We start from the raw sequence: 19,161 nt of genomic DNA, 5'->3' as shown, positions 1-19,161 counted from the left end.
CCTTTTCTGGTGAAGGCACAGTTCGTATGAAGCCACGGGAGGCTGCGGGCGGCGGCCGCACGGTCGAGGTACCGCCCGAGCGGCTGGACGGCTTCTTCGCCCGCTTCGCCGAGCGGCACGACGGGATCGCCCGCACCGAGGCCACCCCGCACGAGGTCCGCGTGACCGCGGCCGACGGCACCACCGCGACCGCCCCCGTCCCGTTCGGGCCACTCGGAGAACCATCCGTGGCCGGGCTTGTCGCCCACGCGCTGGTGCCGCGGCGCATCGCGCTCGTGCTGGTGCGCCGGGGCGGCCACAGCGTCGGCATCGCGCGGGACGGCCGGATCGAGGTCTCGCGCACCGACCGGCACCTCGTGCAGGGCCGCTCCGCCGCGGGCGGGTGGTCGCAGCAGCGCTTCGCCCGGCGTCGCGCGGACCAGGCCCGCCACGCGCTCCAGGACGCGGCGAAGGACGTCTTCGAGGTGCTCGTGCCCCGGCTGTCCGAAGTGGATGCCGTGGTGCTGGGCGGTGACCGCCGGGCGCTCGACGAGCTGCGCGAGGACCGGCGCCTGGCCCCGCTGTTCTCCCGTGCCGAACCCCGCGTGCTGGACGTCGGCGAACCGAGCCGGGCCGTGCTGGGGGAGGCCGCCGTCCGAGCGCTGTCCGTGCAGGTCACCCTGCGCGACGGGTGAGACCGCCCACGTCCGGGAAAACCGGTGGACGGCGGCCCGTACACTGGGTTCCGTGGATATCCAGCTGGAGTGACGCCGCGGCCCGAGCGGCCGCCTGATGCTGTCCTCCGTACGCCCCCTTTCCACGGGAGTTCCCCTTGATCACGGCCACCGGCCTTGAGCTGCGCGCGGGTTCGCGCATCCTGCTCAACGGCGTCACCGTCCGCATCCAGTCCGGCGACCGCATCGGCCTCGTCGGCCGCAACGGCGCGGGCAAGACCACCTCGCTGAAGGTCCTCGCCGGCGAAGGCGAGCCGCACGCGGGCGAGGTCCGCCGCACCGGCGAGCTCGGCTACCTGCCGCAGGACCCGCGCGAAGGCGACCTGTCGGTCACGGCGAAGGACCGCGTGCTCTCCGCGCGTGGTCTGGACAAGCTGATGCGCGACATGGAGAAGGCGCAGGCCTCGATGGCCGAGCTCGTCGACGACGCCGCGCGCGACAAGGCCATCAACCGCTACGCCCGCCTCGAAGAGCGTTTCGCCTCCCTCGGCGGGTACGCCGCGGAGAGCGAAGCCGCGCGGATCTGCTCCAACCTGGGCCTCGCCGACCGCATCCTCGCGCAGACGCTGGGAACGCTCTCCGGTGGCCAGCGCCGCCGCGTCGAGCTGGCGCGGATCCTGTTCGCCGCGGCCGAAGCCGGCGCCGGTGGCAAGTCCGAGACGATCCTGCTGCTCGACGAGCCGACCAACCACCTCGACGCCGACTCCATCAACTGGCTGCGCGGGTTCCTCAAGCAGCACGACGGCGGCCTGGTCGTGATCAGCCACGACGTCGAGCTGCTGGCCGACGTGGTCAACAAGGTGTGGTTCCTCGACGCCACCCGCGCCGAGCTGGACCTGTACAACATGGGTTGGCAGCGCTACCTCGACGCGCGGGCCACCGACGAGAAGCGCCGCCGCCGTGAGCGGGCCAACGCCGAGAAGAAGGCGTCGGCGCTGCAGCAGCAGGCCGCGAAGCTCGGGGCGAAGGCCACGAAGGCGGTGGCGGCCAAGAACATGGCGCGCCGCGCCGAGCAGATGCTGTCCTCCCTCGAGGACACCCGGCAGGCCGACAAGGTCGCCCGGATCAAGTTCCCCGAGCCCGCGCCCTGCGGACGCACCCCGCTCACCGCCGAAGGCCTCTCGAAGTCCTACGGCTCACTGGAAATCTTCACCGGCGTCGATCTCGCGATCGACCGCGGTTCGAAGGTTGTCGTACTCGGGTTGAACGGCGCGGGAAAGACGACTTTGCTCCGGCTGCTCGGCGGAATGGAAACCCCGGACACCGGATCCGTCGTTCCGGGTCACGGATTGCGGTTGGGCTATTACGCACAGGAACACGAAACTCTTGATCATGAAGCGTCGGTGTGGGAAAACATCCGACATCTCGCTCCGGACACCGGGGCGCAGGAGTTGCGGAACCTGCTCGGCTCGTTCCTCTTCACCGGCGAACAACTCGACCAGCCCGCCGGCACGCTTTCCGGCGGCGAGAAGACCCGGCTCGCGCTGGCGGGACTGGTCTCCAGTGCGGCCAACGTCTTGCTGCTCGACGAGCCGACGAACAACCTCGACCCGGCCAGCCGGGCCCAGGTCCTGGACGCCTTGCGCAGCTTCGCCGGTGCCGTCGTCCTGGTCACGCACGACCCGGGCGCGGTCGAGGCACTGGAGCCCGAGCGGGTCATCCTGCTGCCCGACGGAACCGAGGACCACTGGTCGGCGGACTACCTCGAACTTGTCCAGCTCGCGTGAGGCGTGCGTCCATTCGGGTGCAAGATCACTCGCCGTAGAGCACTGGAATGGCCCAATGTGATCGCAATTTCGGCTGTTTCGCGGCTGTCGTCTGGCATTCCGGCGCTCAGTGTTCGATCATTGCCCCGGCAGGGGCCGATATGTGGCCCAGAACACTCTCGGCGGGAAGGCGATCGACGTGGCTGATCTCAAGAAAGGCGCGCGGATCACCGGCAACACGCGCGACAAGCTGGCCGCTGACCTGAAGAAGAAATACGAGAAGGGCTCGAGCATCCGGGCGCTGGCGGAGTCGACGGGGCGGTCCTACGGGTTCGTCCACCGGGTGCTGTCGGAGTCGGGTGTCCAGCTGCGGGGGCGCGGCGGGGCCACCAGGGTCAAGAAGAAGTAGGCGAGGACTGCTGCGCGGGGGGCGCAGCGGGAACTTCGGCCACGCGGAACGCCAGGTGGGCCCCGAGCAGGACCAGCGGGTACACCAGGTAGCCGTACCGGGTGGCCGGGGTGAGCAGGATCAACGCGCCGAGTCCGACGGCGATGCGCAGCAGTGCGGCGGAGCCGTTCGCGGGGGGCCGGCGCACCAGCCAGACGACCATCGCCACGGCCGCGGCGCCGACGAGCGCGAACGCCGCCACCTGGCCCAACGGGCCGGTCTCGGCGATCAGGTGGCCCGGGAGCGGGCTGGCCGCGGGCGAGCGCACGACGCCCATGCCGAGCGGGAACCGGAAGACGTGCTCGACGAACGCCGCCGGATCCACCAGGTACACCGGCAGGTGCACGGCGGCCGTCGTCGCCACCAGCGCCGCCGCGAACCGGCCCAGCGCCGCCCAGTCGAGACCCCGTCCCCGGCGCACCAGCACCAGCACCGCCAGGACCGCGGCCGCGGGCGCGACGATGAGCTTCGCGCTGACGACCAGCGCGAGCACCAGGCCCGACCAGGCGACCCGCCCGGTGGCCGCGAGCGCGCAGCTGAGCACCAGCAGCCCGACGATGGCCAGGTCCGGGCCGGCCACGGCCCAGGTGAGCGCGGTGAGCGGGCAGGCCACCGCGAGCTGTGCGGCGCCGACCGGCACCTTCGGCCACTTCAGCAGCTTCAGCGTGCCGAGCACGCACGCGACGGCGGCCAGGGCGAACATCCACCGAGCGTCGGTGAGGGCGTTCGTCAGCGGGGTGCCGCCGAACAGCGCCCGCGGCAGGCCGAAGACCGTCATCACCGGGCCGTAGGGGGTGTAGTCGTTCACCTCGGGCGCCCGGTCGAGCGCGGTGACGTCGACGTACGGGGTTCCGTGGCGCAGCAGCAGATCCGCGGACCGCTCGATCACCCAGACCTCGGGCTGCGCGGCCCACGAGCCCGGCGTGATCAGCCAGTCCACCCCGGTCAGCCGGCGAATCACCAGAAGCGCCAGCGGGATGATCATGGCCAACAGCGCGACCGCGGCGATACCGCACCAGCGTGAGCCGAGGAGTCCGCGCGGGGCGCGTCCCCGGCGGGCGGACAGCAGCAGGTATCCGCTGTGCGCCGCGCCGAAGCCGTAGGCCACCGTCGCGAAATTGCCCCACACGCGGTATCCGTAGAACTCGGCCACCAACGCCGTCGGCAGCGCGAAAGCCAGACAGGCCAGGTAAAACCCCAGGTCCCAGCGCAGGGGGCCGACCTCGCCGGGGCGTGCCGGCGCCGTGAAGAGCCGGGCCGCGCGCCGCCATGCGGGCGCCTGGCCCACCTCCGTTCCCACCTCGTCAGGCTACCGAGCGGGCCGCCGCCCGGTTCAGCCGACGTCTCGCAGGCGGGACAGCAGCTTCGCGGCCGCTTCGGCGGCCGCGACGACGTCCCCGGAGCCGCCGGGCATCAGGACCAGCTCGGTGAAGCCCGCTTTCGCGTAGCTCTCCGCGAGGCGCAGGGCACTGTCCGCATCGGACGGCAGCCGGAACTGCACGGCACGGCGGATCGCCGCCGGGTCGCGGCCCACCGCCGCGCAGTGCTCGTCCAAGACGCGCGAAAGCCGTTGCAGCTCGGCGATTTCCGTCCCCGGCAGGGCGGCGTTGAGCCAGACGTCGGCGTGCTCGGCGACGACGCGCAGACCGCGCTTTTCGCCGCTGCTGCCCAGCCACAGCGGCGGTTTCGGCCGTTGCACCGGCTTCGGATCGCTGATCGCGCCGGTCAGCCTGTAGTGGCGGCCCGGGTAGGTGGTCTCGGGCCGGGTCCACAGCAGACGGAGGATTTCGCAGGTCTCGGCCAGCCGTTCGACGCGTTCGACCGCCGACGGGGTCGGGGTGCCCATCATCGCGTCGGTCCAGGTGTCGCCGCCCGCGCCGAGGCCGACGTCGAGCCGGCCGCCGGAGAGGTGGTCGACGGTCGCCGCGATCTTGGCGAACGTGCCCGGGTGCCGGTTGGTGTTGCCGGACACCAGGCAGCCGATCCGCACCCGCTTCGTCGCCTCGGCCATCGCGGCCAGCAGGCTCCAGCCGTCGAAGACGTCGCCGGTGCGGTCGGGGCCCATCGGGGCGAGGTGGTCGAACACCCAGCAGCCGTCGAAGCCGGCGTCGTCGGCGATCGCCCAGATGTCGCGGAGCGCGGGGATGCCGATGTGCTGCTGAGGGGGCTTGAGCCCGACGGTAGGCATGAGGAACTCCTGATAGTCAGTCAGCCAAATCATCAGTGTTACTGACGATCAGTGTAGGTGTAGAGTCAGCCCATGTCCAGCGCGCCCCTCGCCGTCACCCAGCGGCTCGGCTACCTGCTCAAACACGCCCAGCTGCGGCTCGCCGAGCTGGCGGAGCCGCTGTACGCACCTCTGGGTGTCACCGGCCGGCAGCTCGCGCTGCTCACCCTCTTCGGTGACGGGCCGGCGCAGTCGCAGCAGGACGGCGCGGCGCGGCTCGGCGTCGACCGGACGACGATGGTCGCCCTCGTCGACGAACTCGAGGCCAAGGGCCTGGTCCGGCGCGAGGTCGCGCCGGGGGACCGGCGCAAGCGCCTCGTGGTGCTGACTCCCGAAGGGGAGCGCGTCCGCGAAGCGGGGGCGGAGGTCACGCGGAAGGCCGAGGCGCTCCTGCTGGAACCGCTCTCCGCCGACGACGCCGAGCGGCTGCGCGCGGCCCTGCACCAGGTTGTTCGCGCCGAGTGAACGACCTGGGGAAGCAAACGGGCAACGAGGGCGTTGTCCAGGTCATATCCGGCGAAAACCTCAGCCAATGTAGAGGTTTCTGATCCTGGGGGTTTCCCGTGGACAACATGTGGGGGCTGTGGAGTTCGGCGATGCGCGCCGGCGACACGCCGAAGGCGCTCACCCGCGGCACGCTCAACCGCGTCGCGCGCTTCGCCCGGCCGCACTGGCGGCGCCTGCTGGCTTTCCTGGTGCTGACCGTCGTTTCGGCCGTCCTCGCCGTGTCGACGCCCGTGCTGGCGGGCAAGGTGGTCGACGCGATCGTCGGCGGCCACGACGTCACCGCGGTCGTCTGGCTCGCCGTGGTGATCGCCGCGCTGGCCGTCGCCGACGCCGGGTTCGGCCTGATCGAGCGGTGGCAGTCGGCGCGCATCGGGGAAGGCATCATCTACGACCTGCGCCGCGCGGTCTTCGAGCACGTGCAGCGCATGCCGATCGCCTTCTTCACCCGCACCCGCACCGGCGCGCTGGTTTCGCGGCTCAACAACGACGTCATCGGCGCGCAGCGGACGTTCACCGCGACGCTGTCCGGGCTGGTCACCAACGTCATCCAGCTGGCGCTGTCGCTGGCCGTCATGCTCACGCTGTCCTGGCAGGTCACCCTGCTCGCGCTGGTGCTGCTGCCGATCTTCGTCGTCCCCGCGCGCCGGCTGGGCCGCCGGATGGCCGGGCTGCAGCGGGAAGCCGCCAACCTCAACGCCGGGATGACCACCCAGATGACCGAGCGGTTCTCCGCGCCGGGCGCGACGCTGGTGAAGCTCTTCGGCCGTCCGGTCCAGGAGGCGGACGACTTCGGGGTGCGGGCCGGGCGCGTGCGGGACATCGGGGTCCGGACCGCGATGCTGACCCGCTGGTTCATGACCAGCCTGACCCTGGTTTCGGCGCTGGCGCAAGCGCTCGTCTACGGCCTCGGCGGTTACCTCGCGCTGACCGGCAAGCTCGCGCCGGGCACCGTCGTCGCGCTGGCCCTGCTGCTGACCCGGCTCTACGCGCCGCTGACCGCGCTGGCCAACGTCCGCGTCGACGTCATGACGGCGCTGGTCTCCTTCGAGCGGGTCTTCGAGGTGCTCGACCTGGAGCCGATGATCCAGGAGAAGCCGGACGCGCGGACGTTGTCTTCGCCGGGTGGCGTCTCGGTCGAGTTCTCCGACGTCCGCTTCGGCTACCCGGCGGCGGACAAGTACTCGCTGGCTTCGCTGGAGGACGTGGCCACGCTCGACCACCGCGGTGGGGAAGAGGTGCTGCACGGGATCTCGTTCCGCGCCGAGCCGGGGCAGATGGTCGCGCTGGTCGGGTCCTCGGGGGCGGGGAAGTCGACGATCGCGTCCCTGCTGCCGCGGCTCTACGACGTCGACTCCGGCGCGGTGCGGCTGTCCGATGTGGACGTCCGGGACCTGACTTTCGCTTCGCTGCGGGAGACCGTCGGCGTTGTGACGCAGGACGGGCACCTCTTCCACGACACGATCCGCGCCAACCTGGCGTACGCGCGGCCCGGCGTCACCGACGACGAGATCTGGGCCGCCCTGGACCGGGCCCGGCTCGGTGACCTGGTGCGTTCCCTGCCGGACGGCCTCGACACGACGGTCGGCGAACGCGGCTACCGCCTCTCCGGCGGCGAACGCCAGCGGCTCACGATCGCGCGTCTCCTGCTGGCCCAGCCGAAGGTCGTGATCCTCGACGAGGCGACCGCCCACCTGGACTCGGAGTCCGAAGCCGCCGTCGGCGAGGCCCTGACCCACGCCCTGGCCGGCCGCACGGCCCTGGTCATCGCCCACCGCCTCTCGACGGTCCGCGCGGCCGACCAGATCCTGGTCCTGGAACACGGCGAGATCGTCGAGCGCGGAACCCACGACGAACTCCTGGCCCGCAACGGCCGCTACGCCACCCTCCACGCGACCCAGTTCGCCGACCAGGAACCCGCCGTCGCGTGATCAGGCAGGCATCACGCGTGACTGGGGAGGCATCACGCGTGATCGGGCGGGCATCGGCGTGATGCCCGCCCAGTCACGCGAGTGTCCCCTCCGGTCACGCGTGTGTCCCTTCTGATCACGCGTGCCGGGCACTACCGCAGCCGGGGAACGATTTCGCCGTACTTCGCCAGCAGTGCGGCGTTCGCCTCGTCGCCACCCTCCACATTGGAGCTCCGCCACAGGGGGACGTCGAGGCCCTCGGCCGTCCCGCGGTCGTAGACCTGGGCGAGCACCAGGTTCCACAGGAACGCGTTGACCACGGTGGACAGCGGCGCGGTGCGCGGGGCGTCCGCCGGGTAGCTCGCGTCGCCGGGGACGACCAGCGAGTCCAGCACCACGGTGCCCTGCTCGACCAGCGTGCTCGACGACCGCCGCGGCGCCGCCGCCACGCACGCCCGCGACGTCACCGCGATCACCGCCGCGCCCCGCTTGCGCGCCTCGATGCACAGCTCGACCGGGTACGGGTTGACGCCGGAGGTCGAGAACACCACCAGCACGTCGTCCGGGCCCGGCGCGCGCTCGGCCAGCACCTCCGCGGCCAGGCCGCTGCGCCGCTCGGTCCGCGTGCTCGACACCGCGCCGTGCAGCGGCAGCAGCTCCGGGTGGTACAGCGGGTAGACGCACGCCAGCCCGCCGGCCCGGTAGAACGTCTCGGCGACCGCGGCCAGCGAGTGCCCGGCCCCCGCGGTGTAGACCAGCGCGTCGGCCCGGATCACCCCCAGCACCAGGTCCGCCGCGGCGCGCACCGCTTCGGCGTTGGCCTGTTCGACGTCCGCCAGCTGCTCGGCGACGCTGCCTGCGATCTCCGTGGCGCTCACCACACCCACCCTTCCGTCGGGAACCGGGCGCCGAATCTACCGTGCGGACCACTTCGCACGGTGGAATAGCCGGGTGGGGGACCGAGGTTGACCCGGATGCGGGGGAACAGGAGGACGCGGGTGGCCGAAGCAGAACCGGCGGTGTCCGTGTGGCGGGCGCGGGGGCGGACCCGGGCGGTCGTGCTCGTGCTGCACGGCGGCGCGGAGCGGGGGACCGGCGGCGTGCCGCCCTGGAAGCTCGCCCATGTGCGGATGGTGCCCATCGCGCGCGCCCTGCACCGGGCCGGCCGCGGTCACGGCGTTGAAGTGCGGCTGCTGCGCAACCGCCGTTATGGCTGGAACGCGCCCGCCGAAGACCCCGTCGACGACGCCCGCTGGGCGCTCGAGCGCATCCGCGCCGACCACCCCGGCCTGCCGGTCGTGCTGGTCGGTCACTCGATGGGGGCACGGGTCGCGCTGCGCGTGGCCGACGACCCGGCCGTGCGCGGGGTCTGCGCCCTGGCGCCGTGGACGCCGCGGGGCGAGCCGGTCGAGGCCGTCGCCGGCCGCTCGGTGCTCATCGTGCACGGCACCCGCGACCGGATGACGAGCCCGGCGGAATCCCACGCCTTCGCCGAGCGGGCCGCCGGTGTCGCCGCCCGCGTCGCCCGGTTCGAAATCGGCAACGAGGGCCACGCGATGCTGCGCCGCGCCCGGGTCTGGACCCGGCTGACCGTGGCGTTCACCCTGGACCTGCTCGCCGGCGACGACGGCGGGACCCTCCGCGGGGCGTGGGCCGTCACCGGGCCCGAACGCCTGCGGATACCGGTGTGAAACATGCCCCGAACAGGGCATTCGGCGACACGCGCCGCGGGGGTGCGGCGACTAGGATCGATCACCGGCGAACCTGGCCGGCCGGAGGGAGTACCCGTGACCACTTCGAGCGTTGACCGGGCGTCGGCCCGGGACGTCCCGGACGGCACCCGGTGGCCGGGCCTGGCCACCCCGCCGCACTCCGCGCTGCGGGCGCGGATCGCCGCCGCGCTGTTCCGCCGCGCGGTCCGCCCGCTCGACGTCCGGGTGACGCTGCCGGACGGCACCGTGCTCGGCGCCGGCGGTCCGGAAGCGCCCGAACTGCGGATCCTGCGGCCCGAGGCGTTCTTCCACCGCCTCGGCGTCGACGCCAAGATCGGTTTCGGCGAGTCCTACATGGCCGGCGACTGGACCGCCTCCGACCTGGCCGAGGTGCTGACCCCGTTCGCCGAGCGGATGGGCACGCTCGTCCCGCCGGTGCTGCAGAAGTTCCGCCGGCTCGCCGAGCGGACGCAGCCGCCGTCGGAGGAGAACACCCTCGAGGGCGCGCGGGCCAACATCCACCGGCACTACGACCTGTCCAACGACCTGTTCGGGGCTTTCCTCGACGAGTCGATGACGTACTCCGCCGCGCTGTTCGCCCCGGGCGACGACCTCACCGCCGCGCAGCACCGCAAGATCGACAGCGTGCTCGACTACGCCGGCGTCCGCGACGGCAGCGAGGTCCTCGAAATCGGGACCGGCTGGGGCGAACTCGCCATCCGCGCCGCGGCCCGCGGCGCGCACGTGACGTCGCTGACCATCTCGGAGGAGCAGCGCGCGCTGGCCACCGAGCGCATCGCGGCGGCCGGGTTCTCCGACCGCGTCGAAGTGAAGCTGTGCGACTACCGCGAGTCGAGCGGCCGGTACGACGCCGTGGTCAGCGTCGAGATGATCGAGGCCGTCGGCGCGTCCTACTGGCCGGAGTTCTACCGGGTGATCGGCGAGCGCCTGCGCCCCGGCGGGCGGTTCGGGCTGCAGGCCATCACCATGGACCACGACCGGATGATGGCGGCGTCCCGAGCCTACGGCTGGGTCCACAAGTACATCTTCCCGGGCGGCCTCATCCCGTCGGTGCGGTCGATCGAGGAGGGCGTCAAGGCGAACACCCGGCTCAGGCTGGCCGGGATGCGCGAGTTCGGCCAGGACTACGCGCGCACGCTACGGTGGTGGCGCGAACGGTTCCTGCACCGCTGGGCCGACATCGCCGGGTTCGGGTTCGACGACGTCTTCCGCCGGATGTGGGAGTTCTACCTGGCCTATTCCGAGGCCGGGTTCCGGTCCGGGTACCTCAAGGTCCACCAGTTCGGCTACGAGGCGACCGGCCGGTAGCCGATCGCCGCAACCCGACCCCGGTGCCGGGCGTCCTCCTTCCGAGGACGTGCGGTGTACTGACGACGACAGTTTGTCCGGATCGGGATTGGGTGATGGTGATGACCTACCGTGGCGACGACGGCGGACGCCGGATGCCGCCGCCCCGGCCGCCCGCCGGCCGTTCCCGGGACCACCAGCGCGCGCAGATGATGCCGCTGCCCGGGCGGGGCCGCAGCCCGTACGACGAGCGCACCCGCCCGATGGGCACCCGCGAGCCCGAGTACGCCCCGCCGCCGCCGCGGCAGGACCCGCCCCGCCGCCCGGCCGGGGACGGCTACCCGCCGTCCCGGCCGCCACGCCGGCGCCGCTGGAGCGTCGGCAAGGTCCTGGGCGCCCTGGTGCTGGTGTTCGTCGTGTTCCTGGCCGGCATCTGGGTCTACCTCGAGTTCTCGATCAAGCGCGTCGACGCGCTGGCCGACTACTCCGGCCGCCCGGTGGCCGCGTCCGGCACCAACTGGCTGATCGTCGGCTCGGACAGCCGCGAAGGCCTGACCGCGGCGGACGAGGAGCGGCTCGCCACCGGCGACGTCGCCGCGGCGGGCGGCGGGCAGCGCACCGACACGATCATGGTCGCGCACCTGCCGGACAACGGCACCAAGCCGACGCTGCTGTCGCTGCCGCGCGACTCGCAGGTGTCGATCCCCGGCCACGGCAAGAACAAGATCAACGCGGCGTTCTCCCTCGGCGGCCCGAAGCTGCTGGCGCAGACCGTCGAAGGCGCCACGGGCCTGCACATCGACCACTACGCGGAGATCGGCTTCGGCGGGTTCGCCAAGATCGTCGACGCGATCGGCGGCGTCGAGATGTGCATCGACCAGGACATGAACGACACGATGACCGGGATCACCATCAAGGCGGGCTGCCCGCAGACGCTGGACGGCCGTGAGGCGCTGGGCTTCGTCCGGATGCGCCACAGTGCGGCGACCCCGCGCTCGGACCTCGACCGCGTCGCCAACCAGCGCAAGTTCATCGGCGCGCTGGTCAGCCAGATCGCCAGCCCCGGCACGCTGCTCAACCCGTTCGACTTCTTCCCGCTGCTGTCCTCGGCGCCGGACGCGCTGACCATGGACTCGGGCGACCACGTGCACAACCTCGCCGGCCTGGCGATCGCGATGCGCGGGATCTCCTCCGGCGGCGTGGTGACCACGACGGTGCCGGTGACCAGCGGGTCGGCGGAGAACTGGGACAAGGCCAAGTCGAAGCAGCTGTTCGACGCGCTGAAGAACGACACCGAGGTGCCGGACAGCGTCATCGTGAATTAGTTCGCGGCGGGGGTCCCGGCCGGGGCACCATGAAACGCATGGAAGCCCCGGCCGAGACCTACCGCGACGGTGACCTGACGCTGACCCGCTGGCACCCCGGCGACCGGACCCGGTTGACGACCGCCGTCAGCGGGTCACTGGCGCACCTGCGCCCGTTCCTGATCTGGGTCGCCGGCGGGTACACCGACGACGACTCGGCGGAGTTCCTGCGGCGCACCGCGAAGCACTGGGAGAGCGGCGAAGCGTACGACTTCGCGCTCTCGGCCGGCCCCGACCTGGCCGGCGGCATCGGCGTGATGACCCGCGACGGCGGCGTCGAGATCGGCTACTGGCTCGCGCACGGTTTCACCGGCCGCGGCTTGATGACGCGGGCCGTCGCGCTGCTGACGGGGGAGGTGTTCCGCCTCGGCGCCGGGTACGTCGAAATCAAGCACGACGAGCGGAACGTCCGCAGCGGAGCGGTGCCCGCGCGCCTCGGGTTCACCCGGGTGCGCACGGAGCCGGCGGAGAAACCGCTGGCGCCGTCGTGCACGGGCACCAACCACGTGTGGCGGCTCGCCCCGCGCTAGGAGACCTTGTTCCGCTCCCGCAGCACCTTGAGCGCCTCGTCGGCGTGGACGGTGAAGTTCAGCTCGCTCTTGATCTTCGCGAGGACCTTCCGGTCCTCGCCGATCACGAAGGTGGCGCGCTTGGTGTGCAGCGGCACGAATTTCCGCCACACGCCGAACCGCCTGGCGACCGCACCCTCCACATCGGACAGCAGTGGGTAGTCGAAGCCGTGGGCTTCGGCGAACGCGCGCTGCTTGGTGATGGCGTCGGGGCTGATGCCGACGCGGTGCGCGCCGACCGCCGCGAACTCGGCCGCGAGGTCGCGGAAGTGGCAGCTCTCCGCGGTGCAGCCGCTGGTCATGGCGGCCGGGTAGAAGAACAGGACCACGGGCCCGGTGGCCAGGAAGTCCGAGAGCGTGCGCTCCTGGCCCCGGTCGTCGGGCAGGGTGAAGTCGGGGGCGAGGTCTCCGGCGTCCATGGACGTCCCTTCTCGTCGGCGGCAGAACCCATCCTGCCGGGTGTTCGGAGCCGACGGGACACCGGCTTGGTCCGGCCGCGCTAGCCCGCCTGCCGCCGCGGGTGCCGCGCGATCAGCTCGTCGACCTCGTCGCCCGTCGCCGAATCCGCCACGAACGGGCCCCGGGCCGCCACCACCCCGAGCTGGCGCAAGCGGGTCGCCTGCTCGTGCGTGCGGACGCCCTCCGCGCCCACCCGCAGGTGCAGCTCACGAGCCCGCGTGATCAGCTGCGTCAGGTGCCGCAGATCGGCCTCCGCCGGCTCGTCGGTGTCCAGCGCGTCGACCACCGGCCCCGAGAGGATCACGTGCCGCACCGGGAGGCGGTGCTGGGGGATAAACTCCAGGTCCGCCGATCCCGAGATCGTCAGCACCAGCTGCGCGCCCAGGTCGGCCAGCACCGCCAGCGAATCCAGGACCTCGCCGCGCGGGTCGAGCATCGACCCGCGGTCGGTGCACAGCCGCAGCGCCCGGGCCGGCAGCTCGTGCTTGTCCAGCTGTTCCTTCACCAGCAGCACCAGGTCCGGGTCGATGGCCAGCCGGGTCGGCAGCCGGACGCAGACGTCCGGGGCCGCGTCGCCCAGGCGGGCGCGCCAGCGGGCCGTGGCCGCCAGTGACTCGGCGAGCAGCCAGCGGCCCAGCGGGACCGTCATGCCCGTGGTCTGGGCCAGCGGGTAGAACTCCTCGGACCCGAGCTCGCCCTTCTCCGGGTGGTTCCACCGCAGCCCGGCGTTGACGGCGGCGAGCTCGTCCGGCCGGGCCAGCTTCACCGTCGGCTGGTAGATCAGCGAGAACTCGCCGTTCTCCAGCGCGCCGGCGATCACCGCACCCAGCTGGTAGCGGCCGCGGTCGCGGGCGTCCAGCTCCGGGTCGAACAGCATCCACTGCGCCTTGCCGGCCTCCTTGGCCCGGTGCAGCGCGATTTCCGCGGCCCGCAGCAGTTCCGCCGCACCGCCTTCGACGGCCGCGCGCACGACGATGCCCGCGCTCGCGCTGACGCCGATGCCGTGGCCGCCCAGGTAGATCGGCTCGTTGAGGTCCTCCAGGGCGCGCTCGACCAGCCGGATGACCTCGGTCGCCGTCAGCTCGCCCCGCAGCAGCACCGCGAAGCCGTCGCCGGAGAGCCGGGCGACGAACCCGTCGTGGTGACCGGTGAACACCGCCGACAGCTTGTTCGCGACCCCGCGCAGCACCTGGTCGCCGACGCCGGCGCCGAGGCCGTCGTTGATCACCTTGAAGCCGTCGACGTCGAGGTAGACCAGCGCGATGTCGTCGCGCGCGCCGGCGCCGAGCGCGGCTTCCAGCTTGGTGGTGAACGACGACGCGTTCGGCAGCCCGGTCAGCGGGTCGTGCACGTTCTGGTGCAGCAGCTGCTCCCGGAGCAGGTGCAGCTCGTTGACGTCCGACACCATCAGCACCGGGTAGATCGAGCCGGGCCGGTCGCCGGGCAGCCGGGCGAGCGTCACGTCGGTCCAGAGCTGCCCGTCCTCGGTGTGGTCGAGCAGCATCCGCTCCTGGTAGCGGTCGCGTCCCGCGCGGACCTGCGCCAGGCCCGCCGCGAGCCGGGAGACGTCGTGGTCGGTCGAGCCGAGGTCGGTGATGTGCTTGCCGCGCAACCGGTCCGGCGAGCAGCCGAGCAGCTGGCCGAGCGCGAGGTTGGCCTCCACGATGGCGCCATCGGGGTCGGCCAGCGCGATGCCCATCGGGGACGCGGCGTACAGCGCGGTGAACCGCAGCAGGGCGCCGTCGTGCTGCGAGCCCGCTTGGCCGACCGCGTCCTGCGCGACCTCCAGCAGGACCGCTTCGAGCTCCTCCGGGGGGAGGGTTACTCCTTTGGTGTCGGCCAACGTCGCCGCCCACCGGCGCGCCACGTCCAGTAGCCCCGACGCGGCACCGGGTTCAGGCACACTCCACCTCTTCATGCACAGGTATGGCCAGGTCGGACACGGTGTCGAGGATCATGAAGCCACACCTTGCAGCCTTCGCCCACGATCGATGCCACGCCATCATGTGCGTCACGGGGTGTCTACCGGCTGAACGAGTGAACGGGTCTCCACAAACGGTAACATTTCGTTACCTAGTGTATGCGACGGTGGACGCCTGCCCGGTCAGGGGGGTCAGCGCGGGGTCAGCCGGACCGGCAGGCCGTCCGCGGGCACCGGCAGCGAGACGTAGTCCCAGCGCGCGGTGTAACTCTCCGGAACCGACCAGCGGTAGGCCCGCAGCAGTTCGTGCATCAGCAACTTGACCTCGAGACCGCCGAAGTGCAGCCCGATGCACTTGTGCGCGCCGCCGCCGAACGGCATCCACGCCAGCCGGTGCGACTTGTCCTCCCGCCGCGGCTCGGCGAAGCGCTCCGGGTCGAACGCGAAGGGGTTCGTCCAGCACTCGGGCGCGAAGTGGTTGACGGTGGGCGAGACGCCGACCAGGGTGCCCGCCGGGATGTAGTGGCCGAGCACCTCGGTGTCCTTGACGGTCTGGCGGGTCAGCGACGGCACCGGCGCGACCAGCCGCAGCGCCTCCTTCATGACGAGGTCCAGGGTTTCGAGCTTTTCGACGGCTTCGATGTCCAGGACGTCGTCGCCGAGGGCCAGGGACTCCGCCCGGGCGCGTTCCTGCCACTCCGGGTGCTTCGCCAGGTAGTAGGCCATGGCGCTGCTGGTGATGGTGGTCGTGTCGTGCGCGGCCATCATCAGGAAGATCATGTGGTTGACGATGTCGGTGTCGGAGAACCGGTCGCCGTCCTCGGTGGTGGCCTGGCAGAGCGCGGCGAACAGGTCGTCGCCGCCCGAACGTCGTTTGGCGGGCAGGGTTTCGCCGAAGTAGCGCTCGAGCACCCGGCGCCCGTGCAGCCCCGCCGACCAGCGCCCGCCCGGCACCGGGAAGCGCACGAAGGCGGTGCCGGCCCGCACGGAGCTGACGAACGCGCGGTTGATCCGGGCCGCGTCGGCGCCGCTGCGCATGCCCATGAACACGCGGGTCGCGACGTCGAGGGTCAGCTGCTTGAGCGACCAGTACAGCCGCGGCCGTTCGCTCGAGCCCCAGCCGGCGACGCCTTCGCGCAGCGCGGGCCCCATTTCGCCGACGTAGCCGGCCAGCCGCGGGCGCGTGAAGGCCTCCTGCATGATCCGGCGGTGCAGGTGGTGCTCGCCGAAGTCCATCAGCATCAGGCCGCGCTCGAAGAACTTCTCGATGAAGAACTTCCAGCCTTCCTGGGAGAACGCCTTGTCCTTGTTGACGAGCGCGATCTGCGTGGCTTCGGGGCCGGACAGCGCGACGATCCGGCGGCCGAACCCGCCGGTCCACGACACCGGGCCGTAGAGCTCGTGGCGGCGCAGGCCGAACGCCGGGCCGAACCGCATCATCTCGAGCATGTGCCCGACCACCGGCGGCCCTTCGTCGCCCAGCACGGGCTTGAGGCCGCTGCCCGCGGGCGGTGGCGCGAGTTCCTTGACCGGCCAGCGCGACCGCAGCCAGCGTTCGTCGACCTTGTGCGGCAGGGGGAACGCGGTCAGCGGCGGCACGCGTTCGCGCAGTGCTTCGGTGGCTCGGCTCACGGTGCCCGGCAAAGTGACCATCTCCCCGCTGAGATCGGCTACCCCTCCACGATGCCCTCTTGTTGACGCCCTGACAACACCTCGGCGGCCGTCTTTTCGGGTGGTCTGCGCCGGAACTCGCTCGGCGTGACGCCGCGGACCCGTTTGAACGCCGCGCTAAAGCCGAACGGGTCGGCGTACCCCACGGCACGGGCCACCTGCGCGACGGTCGCGCCCGGCCGCTCGGTCAGCAGGTCCGCGGCGAGCGCCATGCGGCGGCGGGTGAGGTAGGTCAGCGGGGGTTCGCCGACCAGTTCGGCGAACCGCTTGGCCAGCGTGGACCGCGACACGCCGACGCGGACGGCCAGCGCCGCGACCGTCCACGGCGCCGCGGGTTCGTCGTGCAGCAGGCGCAGCGCCGGGCCGGCCACCGGGTCGCGTTGGGCGGTCCACCACGCCGGGGGTTCGCCGCCGGGCCGGTCGAACCACGCGCGCAGGGTGCAGACGAGCATCCAGTCGAGCAGCCGGTCGAGCACGACCTGCTGCCCGGGCGTGTCGGCGGCGACCTCGGTGGCGAGGTGGTCCAGGACGGCGTCCCCGGTGCCGCCGCCGTCGACGCGCAGCACGGCGGGCAGGGCGTCCAGCAGCGGGCGGCTGATCTCGCCGCGCACGGGGTAGGCGCCGACGATCAGGGTGGTCGGGCCGTCGCCGTCGTCGCGCCAGCCGCGCCGGTGCCGCGTCCCGCCCTGTTCGGGGACGGCGCAGAACTCGCCGCACGCGACCGGTTCGGCGGCGGTGCCGACCTCGTCGACGAAGGTGAACGTCCCCGGCCCGCGCACGACGACGGTGTCGTAGGGCCGCAGCGGCTCGGGTTCGCCCCGCTCGGGCACGATCCAGCCGCCGCCGGTGAGAACCGTGCACAGGGTCAACGGGGGGCCGTCGACGAAGTGCAGGGAGAACGGTGGCGCCAAGGCCGAGCTGCCGAAGAGCGAGCCGTGGGCCCGCACCCCGCGGAAGAGGTCGTCCACGGCGTCGAGGGTAGACGAATGGACAGGGATTCGAGCGTTGTGCCCATGGGATCGTCCGGCCTCCGCCGGTTTGATCGAGGCATGACCGCACTGACCTCTCCGACCGCACAGAGCTCTCCGACCGCACTGACCGCCGAAGACCTCGAGTTCCTCCGCCGTCCCCTGCACGGGTTCCTGACGGTGGCCGGCAGCCAGCCCCGCCCCGTCTGGTTCGAGGCGGCCGCCGACGGCACGATCCAGCTGTTCTCGGAATCGGACGCCCCCAAGGTGCGCCGGGTGCGCCGGGACCCGCGGGCGTCGATCGTGGTGGCGGCGCCGGTGGGGGAGCGGGAGCGCTGGGTGTCGGTGACCGGCCGGGTCTCGATCGAGCCCGACGGCGCGCACGACCTGGCCGCGCGCCTGGCGGCCCGGTACTGGGACCTCGACGACCCGGCCCGCGCCGCCGACCTCGAGGCGATCCTGAAGGACGACCAGGTGCGGCTGGTGATCCACCCCGACACCGTGCGCCGCTACGCGTACTGACGCGCCGACGCGGTGCCCACCCGGCAGGCCGGGCGGGCACCGCGTTTCCGTGCGGGGCCTTCGTCGAAGGACGTCAGTCCCAGTCGAGGGCGCCGCCCGACTGGTACTCGATCACGCGGGTCTCGAAGAAGTTCTTCTCCTTCTTCAGGTCCATCGCCTCGGACATCCACGGGAACGGGTTCTCGGTCTCGCCGAAGATCGGGGCGAGGCCGATCTGCTGCGCGCGGCGGTCGGTGATGAAGTGCATGTACTGCTCGCACAGCTGCGCCGACAGCCCCAGCATGCCGCGCGGCATCGTGTCGCGCGCGTACTTGACCTCCAGCTCGCACGCCTCCTGCAGCATCCCGCGAACCTCCGCCTGGAACTCTTCGGTCCACAGGTGGGGGTTCTCGATCTTGATCTGGTTGATGCAGTCGATGCCGAAGTTCAGGTGGATCGACTCGTCGCGCAGGATGTACTGGTACTGCTCGGCGATGCCGACCATCTTGTTCCGGCGGCCCAGCGACAGGATCTGCGCGAAACCGGTGTAGAACCACATGCCCTCGAAGATCACGTAGAACGCGACGAGGTCACGCAGGAACGCCTGGTCGGCCTCCGGCGTCCCGGTCTCGAAGTCCGGGTTCTCCAGGTTCTGCGTGTACTTCAGCGCCCACGCGTCCTTGTCCGAAATGGACGGGACCTCGCGATACATGTTGAACAGCTCGCCCTCGACCAGGCCGAGGCTCTCGCAGATGTACTGGAAGGTGTGCGTGTGCACGGCTTCCTCGAACGCCTGGCGCAGCAGGTACTGGCGGCACTCGGGGTTGGTGATCTGCCGGTACACCGCGAGCACGATGTTGTTGGCCACCAACGACTCCGCGGTCGCGAAGAAGCCGAGGTTGCGCTTGAGCATCTGCCGCTCGTCCTCGGTGAGGCCGTCCGGCGACTTCCACAGCGCGATGTCGGCCTGCATGGCGACCTCGGTCGGCATCCAGTGGTTGTTGCAGCCGGCCAGGTACTTCTCCCACGCCCACTTGTACTTCATGGGCAGCAGCTGGTTGACGTCGGCGCGCGCGTTGATCATGCGCTTGTCGTCGACGTTGATCCGGGCGGCGCCGACCTCGATCTCCCCGAGGCCGGTCGCGTCCGTCGTCTCCACGTTGGTCATCTGTGCAGGGAT

18 protein-coding genes are annotated in these 19,161 nt (G+C 71.7%); 10 read left to right on the top strand and 8 right to left on the bottom strand.

Going from position 1 to position 19,161, the window contains the following annotated elements; translation table 11 throughout:
- Positions 1-26 precede the first annotated feature (26 nt).
- The 3 genes from DV20_RS37725 to DV20_RS37715 all read left to right on the top strand — a co-directional run bounded on the left by DV20_RS37725 (position 27) and on the right by DV20_RS37715 (position 2,828).
- Complete coding sequence (locus DV20_RS37725; protein ID WP_043788222.1) at positions 27-674, top strand: acVLRF1 family peptidyl-tRNA hydrolase; 648 nt, start codon at positions 27-29, stop codon at positions 672-674.
- A 137-nt stretch (positions 675-811) separates the two neighbouring features.
- Complete coding sequence (locus DV20_RS37720) at positions 812-2,440, top strand: ABC-F family ATP-binding cassette domain-containing protein (RefSeq protein ID WP_043788220.1); 1,629 nt, start codon at positions 812-814, stop codon at positions 2,438-2,440.
- A gap of 178 nt (positions 2,441-2,618) precedes the next feature.
- Positions 2,619-2,828 (top strand): helix-turn-helix domain-containing protein, encoded by a 210-nt coding sequence (locus DV20_RS37715; RefSeq protein WP_003071237.1) that lies wholly within the window; start codon positions 2,619-2,621, stop codon positions 2,826-2,828.
- Here the strand turns inward: DV20_RS37715 and DV20_RS37710 are convergent.
- A complete protein-coding gene (locus tag DV20_RS37710) occupies positions 2,815-4,167 on the bottom strand; it encodes a glycosyltransferase 87 family protein (RefSeq protein WP_043788219.1) in 1,353 nt (450 codons plus the stop codon). The two genes, DV20_RS37715 and DV20_RS37710, sit on opposite strands and share 14 nt — an antisense overlap.
- A gap of 33 nt (positions 4,168-4,200) precedes the next feature.
- The gene (locus DV20_RS37705; protein ID WP_043788218.1) at positions 4,201-5,055 is read right to left on the bottom strand and encodes an LLM class flavin-dependent oxidoreductase; all 855 of its coding nucleotides are present in this window, start codon (positions 5,053-5,055) and stop codon (positions 4,201-4,203) included.
- Positions 5,056-5,127: 72 nt separating this feature from the next.
- Here DV20_RS37705 and DV20_RS37700 point away from each other — a divergent pair, with 72 nt between their 5' ends.
- Positions 5,128-5,559, top strand: a complete 432-nt coding sequence (locus DV20_RS37700; RefSeq protein ID WP_043788217.1) for a MarR family winged helix-turn-helix transcriptional regulator — start codon at positions 5,128-5,130, stop codon at positions 5,557-5,559.
- Positions 5,560-5,657: 98 nt separating this feature from the next.
- Positions 5,658-7,529, top strand: coding sequence for an ABC transporter ATP-binding protein (locus DV20_RS37695; RefSeq protein ID WP_043788216.1), 1,872 nt, complete (start codon positions 5,658-5,660; stop codon positions 7,527-7,529).
- Positions 7,530-7,660: 131 nt separating this feature from the next.
- Here the strand turns inward: DV20_RS37695 and DV20_RS37690 are convergent, their stop codons facing one another.
- A complete protein-coding gene (locus DV20_RS37690; RefSeq protein ID WP_043788215.1) occupies positions 7,661-8,389 on the bottom strand; it encodes an SIS domain-containing protein in 729 nt (242 codons plus the stop codon).
- 117 nt (positions 8,390-8,506) lie between these two features.
- Between DV20_RS37690 and DV20_RS37685 the strand changes: the two genes are divergently transcribed.
- The 4 genes from DV20_RS37685 to DV20_RS37670 all read left to right on the top strand — a co-directional run bounded on the left by DV20_RS37685 (position 8,507) and on the right by DV20_RS37670 (position 12,422).
- Positions 8,507-9,199 (top strand): alpha/beta hydrolase, encoded by a 693-nt coding sequence (locus DV20_RS37685; protein ID WP_043788214.1) that lies wholly within the window; start codon positions 8,507-8,509, stop codon positions 9,197-9,199.
- 96 nt (positions 9,200-9,295) lie between these two features.
- Positions 9,296-10,549 (top strand): SAM-dependent methyltransferase, encoded by a 1,254-nt coding sequence (locus tag DV20_RS37680; protein WP_043788213.1) that lies wholly within the window; start codon positions 9,296-9,298, stop codon positions 10,547-10,549.
- A 95-nt stretch (positions 10,550-10,644) separates the two neighbouring features.
- Positions 10,645-11,853 carry an LCP family protein gene (locus tag DV20_RS37675; RefSeq protein WP_043788212.1) on the top strand — a complete coding sequence of 403 codons (1,209 nt, stop codon included), beginning with the start codon at positions 10,645-10,647 and terminating at the stop codon, positions 11,851-11,853.
- A 38-nt stretch (positions 11,854-11,891) separates the two neighbouring features.
- Positions 11,892-12,422: a GNAT family N-acetyltransferase gene (locus tag DV20_RS37670; RefSeq protein ID WP_043788211.1), complete on the top strand. Its 531-nt coding sequence runs from the start codon at positions 11,892-11,894 to the stop codon at positions 12,420-12,422.
- Here the strand turns inward: DV20_RS37670 and DV20_RS37665 are convergent.
- The 4 genes from DV20_RS37665 to DV20_RS37650 form a co-directional block, all read right to left on the bottom strand.
- A complete protein-coding gene (locus DV20_RS37665; protein ID WP_043788210.1) occupies positions 12,419-12,880 on the bottom strand; it encodes a peroxiredoxin in 462 nt (153 codons plus the stop codon). The genes DV20_RS37670 and DV20_RS37665 overlap by 4 nt on opposite strands.
- A gap of 80 nt (positions 12,881-12,960) precedes the next feature.
- Entirely contained in the window at positions 12,961-14,787 is a 1,827-nt protein-coding gene (locus tag DV20_RS37660; protein WP_043788333.1) for a putative bifunctional diguanylate cyclase/phosphodiesterase, read from the bottom strand.
- Positions 14,788-15,033: 246 nt separating this feature from the next.
- On the bottom strand, positions 15,034-16,494 hold the full coding sequence (locus DV20_RS37655; protein ID WP_043788209.1) for a cytochrome P450: 1,461 nt from the start codon (positions 16,492-16,494) through the stop codon (positions 15,034-15,036).
- Positions 16,495-16,511: 17 nt separating this feature from the next.
- Complete coding sequence (locus tag DV20_RS37650; protein WP_043788332.1) at positions 16,512-17,510, bottom strand: AraC family transcriptional regulator; 999 nt, start codon at positions 17,508-17,510, stop codon at positions 16,512-16,514.
- 51 nt (positions 17,511-17,561) lie between these two features.
- Between DV20_RS37650 and DV20_RS37645 the strand changes: the two genes are divergently transcribed.
- The gene (locus DV20_RS37645; RefSeq protein ID WP_043788207.1) at positions 17,562-18,002 is read left to right on the top strand and encodes a pyridoxamine 5'-phosphate oxidase family protein; all 441 of its coding nucleotides are present in this window, start codon (positions 17,562-17,564) and stop codon (positions 18,000-18,002) included.
- Positions 18,003-18,075: 73 nt separating this feature from the next.
- On the opposite strand, the gene DV20_RS37640 is transcribed toward DV20_RS37645, so the two are convergent.
- On the bottom strand, positions 18,076-19,149 hold the full coding sequence (locus DV20_RS37640; RefSeq protein WP_043788205.1) for a ribonucleotide-diphosphate reductase subunit beta: 1,074 nt from the start codon (positions 19,147-19,149) through the stop codon (positions 18,076-18,078).
- Positions 19,150-19,161: the final 12 nt, after the last annotated feature.

The organism is Amycolatopsis rifamycinica (genome assembly GCF_000695625.1).
GTDB lineage: Bacteria > Actinomycetota > Actinomycetes > Mycobacteriales > Pseudonocardiaceae > Amycolatopsis > Amycolatopsis rifamycinica.
The sequence above is the reverse complement of the archived record's forward strand: the minus strand, read 5'-3'. Positions and strand labels throughout refer to the sequence as shown.

Coding starts and splice junctions, on each gene's coding strand:
- DV20_RS37725 (WP_043788222.1), top strand. CDS start 27: ATGAAGCCACGGGAGGCTGCGGGCGGCGGCCGCACGGTCGAGGTACCG.
- DV20_RS37670 (WP_043788211.1), top strand. CDS start 11,892: ATGGAAGCCCCGGCCGAGACCTACCGCGACGGTGACCTGACGCTGACC.
- DV20_RS37645 (WP_043788207.1), top strand. CDS start 17,562: ATGACCGCACTGACCTCTCCGACCGCACAGAGCTCTCCGACCGCACTG.
- DV20_RS37655 (WP_043788209.1), bottom strand. CDS start 16,494: ATGGTCACTTTGCCGGGCACCGTGAGCCGAGCCACCGAAGCACTGCGC.
- DV20_RS37640 (WP_043788205.1), bottom strand. CDS start 19,149: ATGACCAACGTGGAGACGACGGACGCGACCGGCCTCGGGGAGATCGAG.
- DV20_RS37675 (WP_043788212.1), top strand. CDS start 10,645: ATGGTGATGACCTACCGTGGCGACGACGGCGGACGCCGGATGCCGCCG.
- DV20_RS37700 (WP_043788217.1), top strand. CDS start 5,128: ATGTCCAGCGCGCCCCTCGCCGTCACCCAGCGGCTCGGCTACCTGCTC.
- DV20_RS37705 (WP_043788218.1), bottom strand. CDS start 5,055: ATGCCTACCGTCGGGCTCAAGCCCCCTCAGCAGCACATCGGCATCCCC.
- DV20_RS37665 (WP_043788210.1), bottom strand. CDS start 12,880: ATGGACGCCGGAGACCTCGCCCCCGACTTCACCCTGCCCGACGACCGG.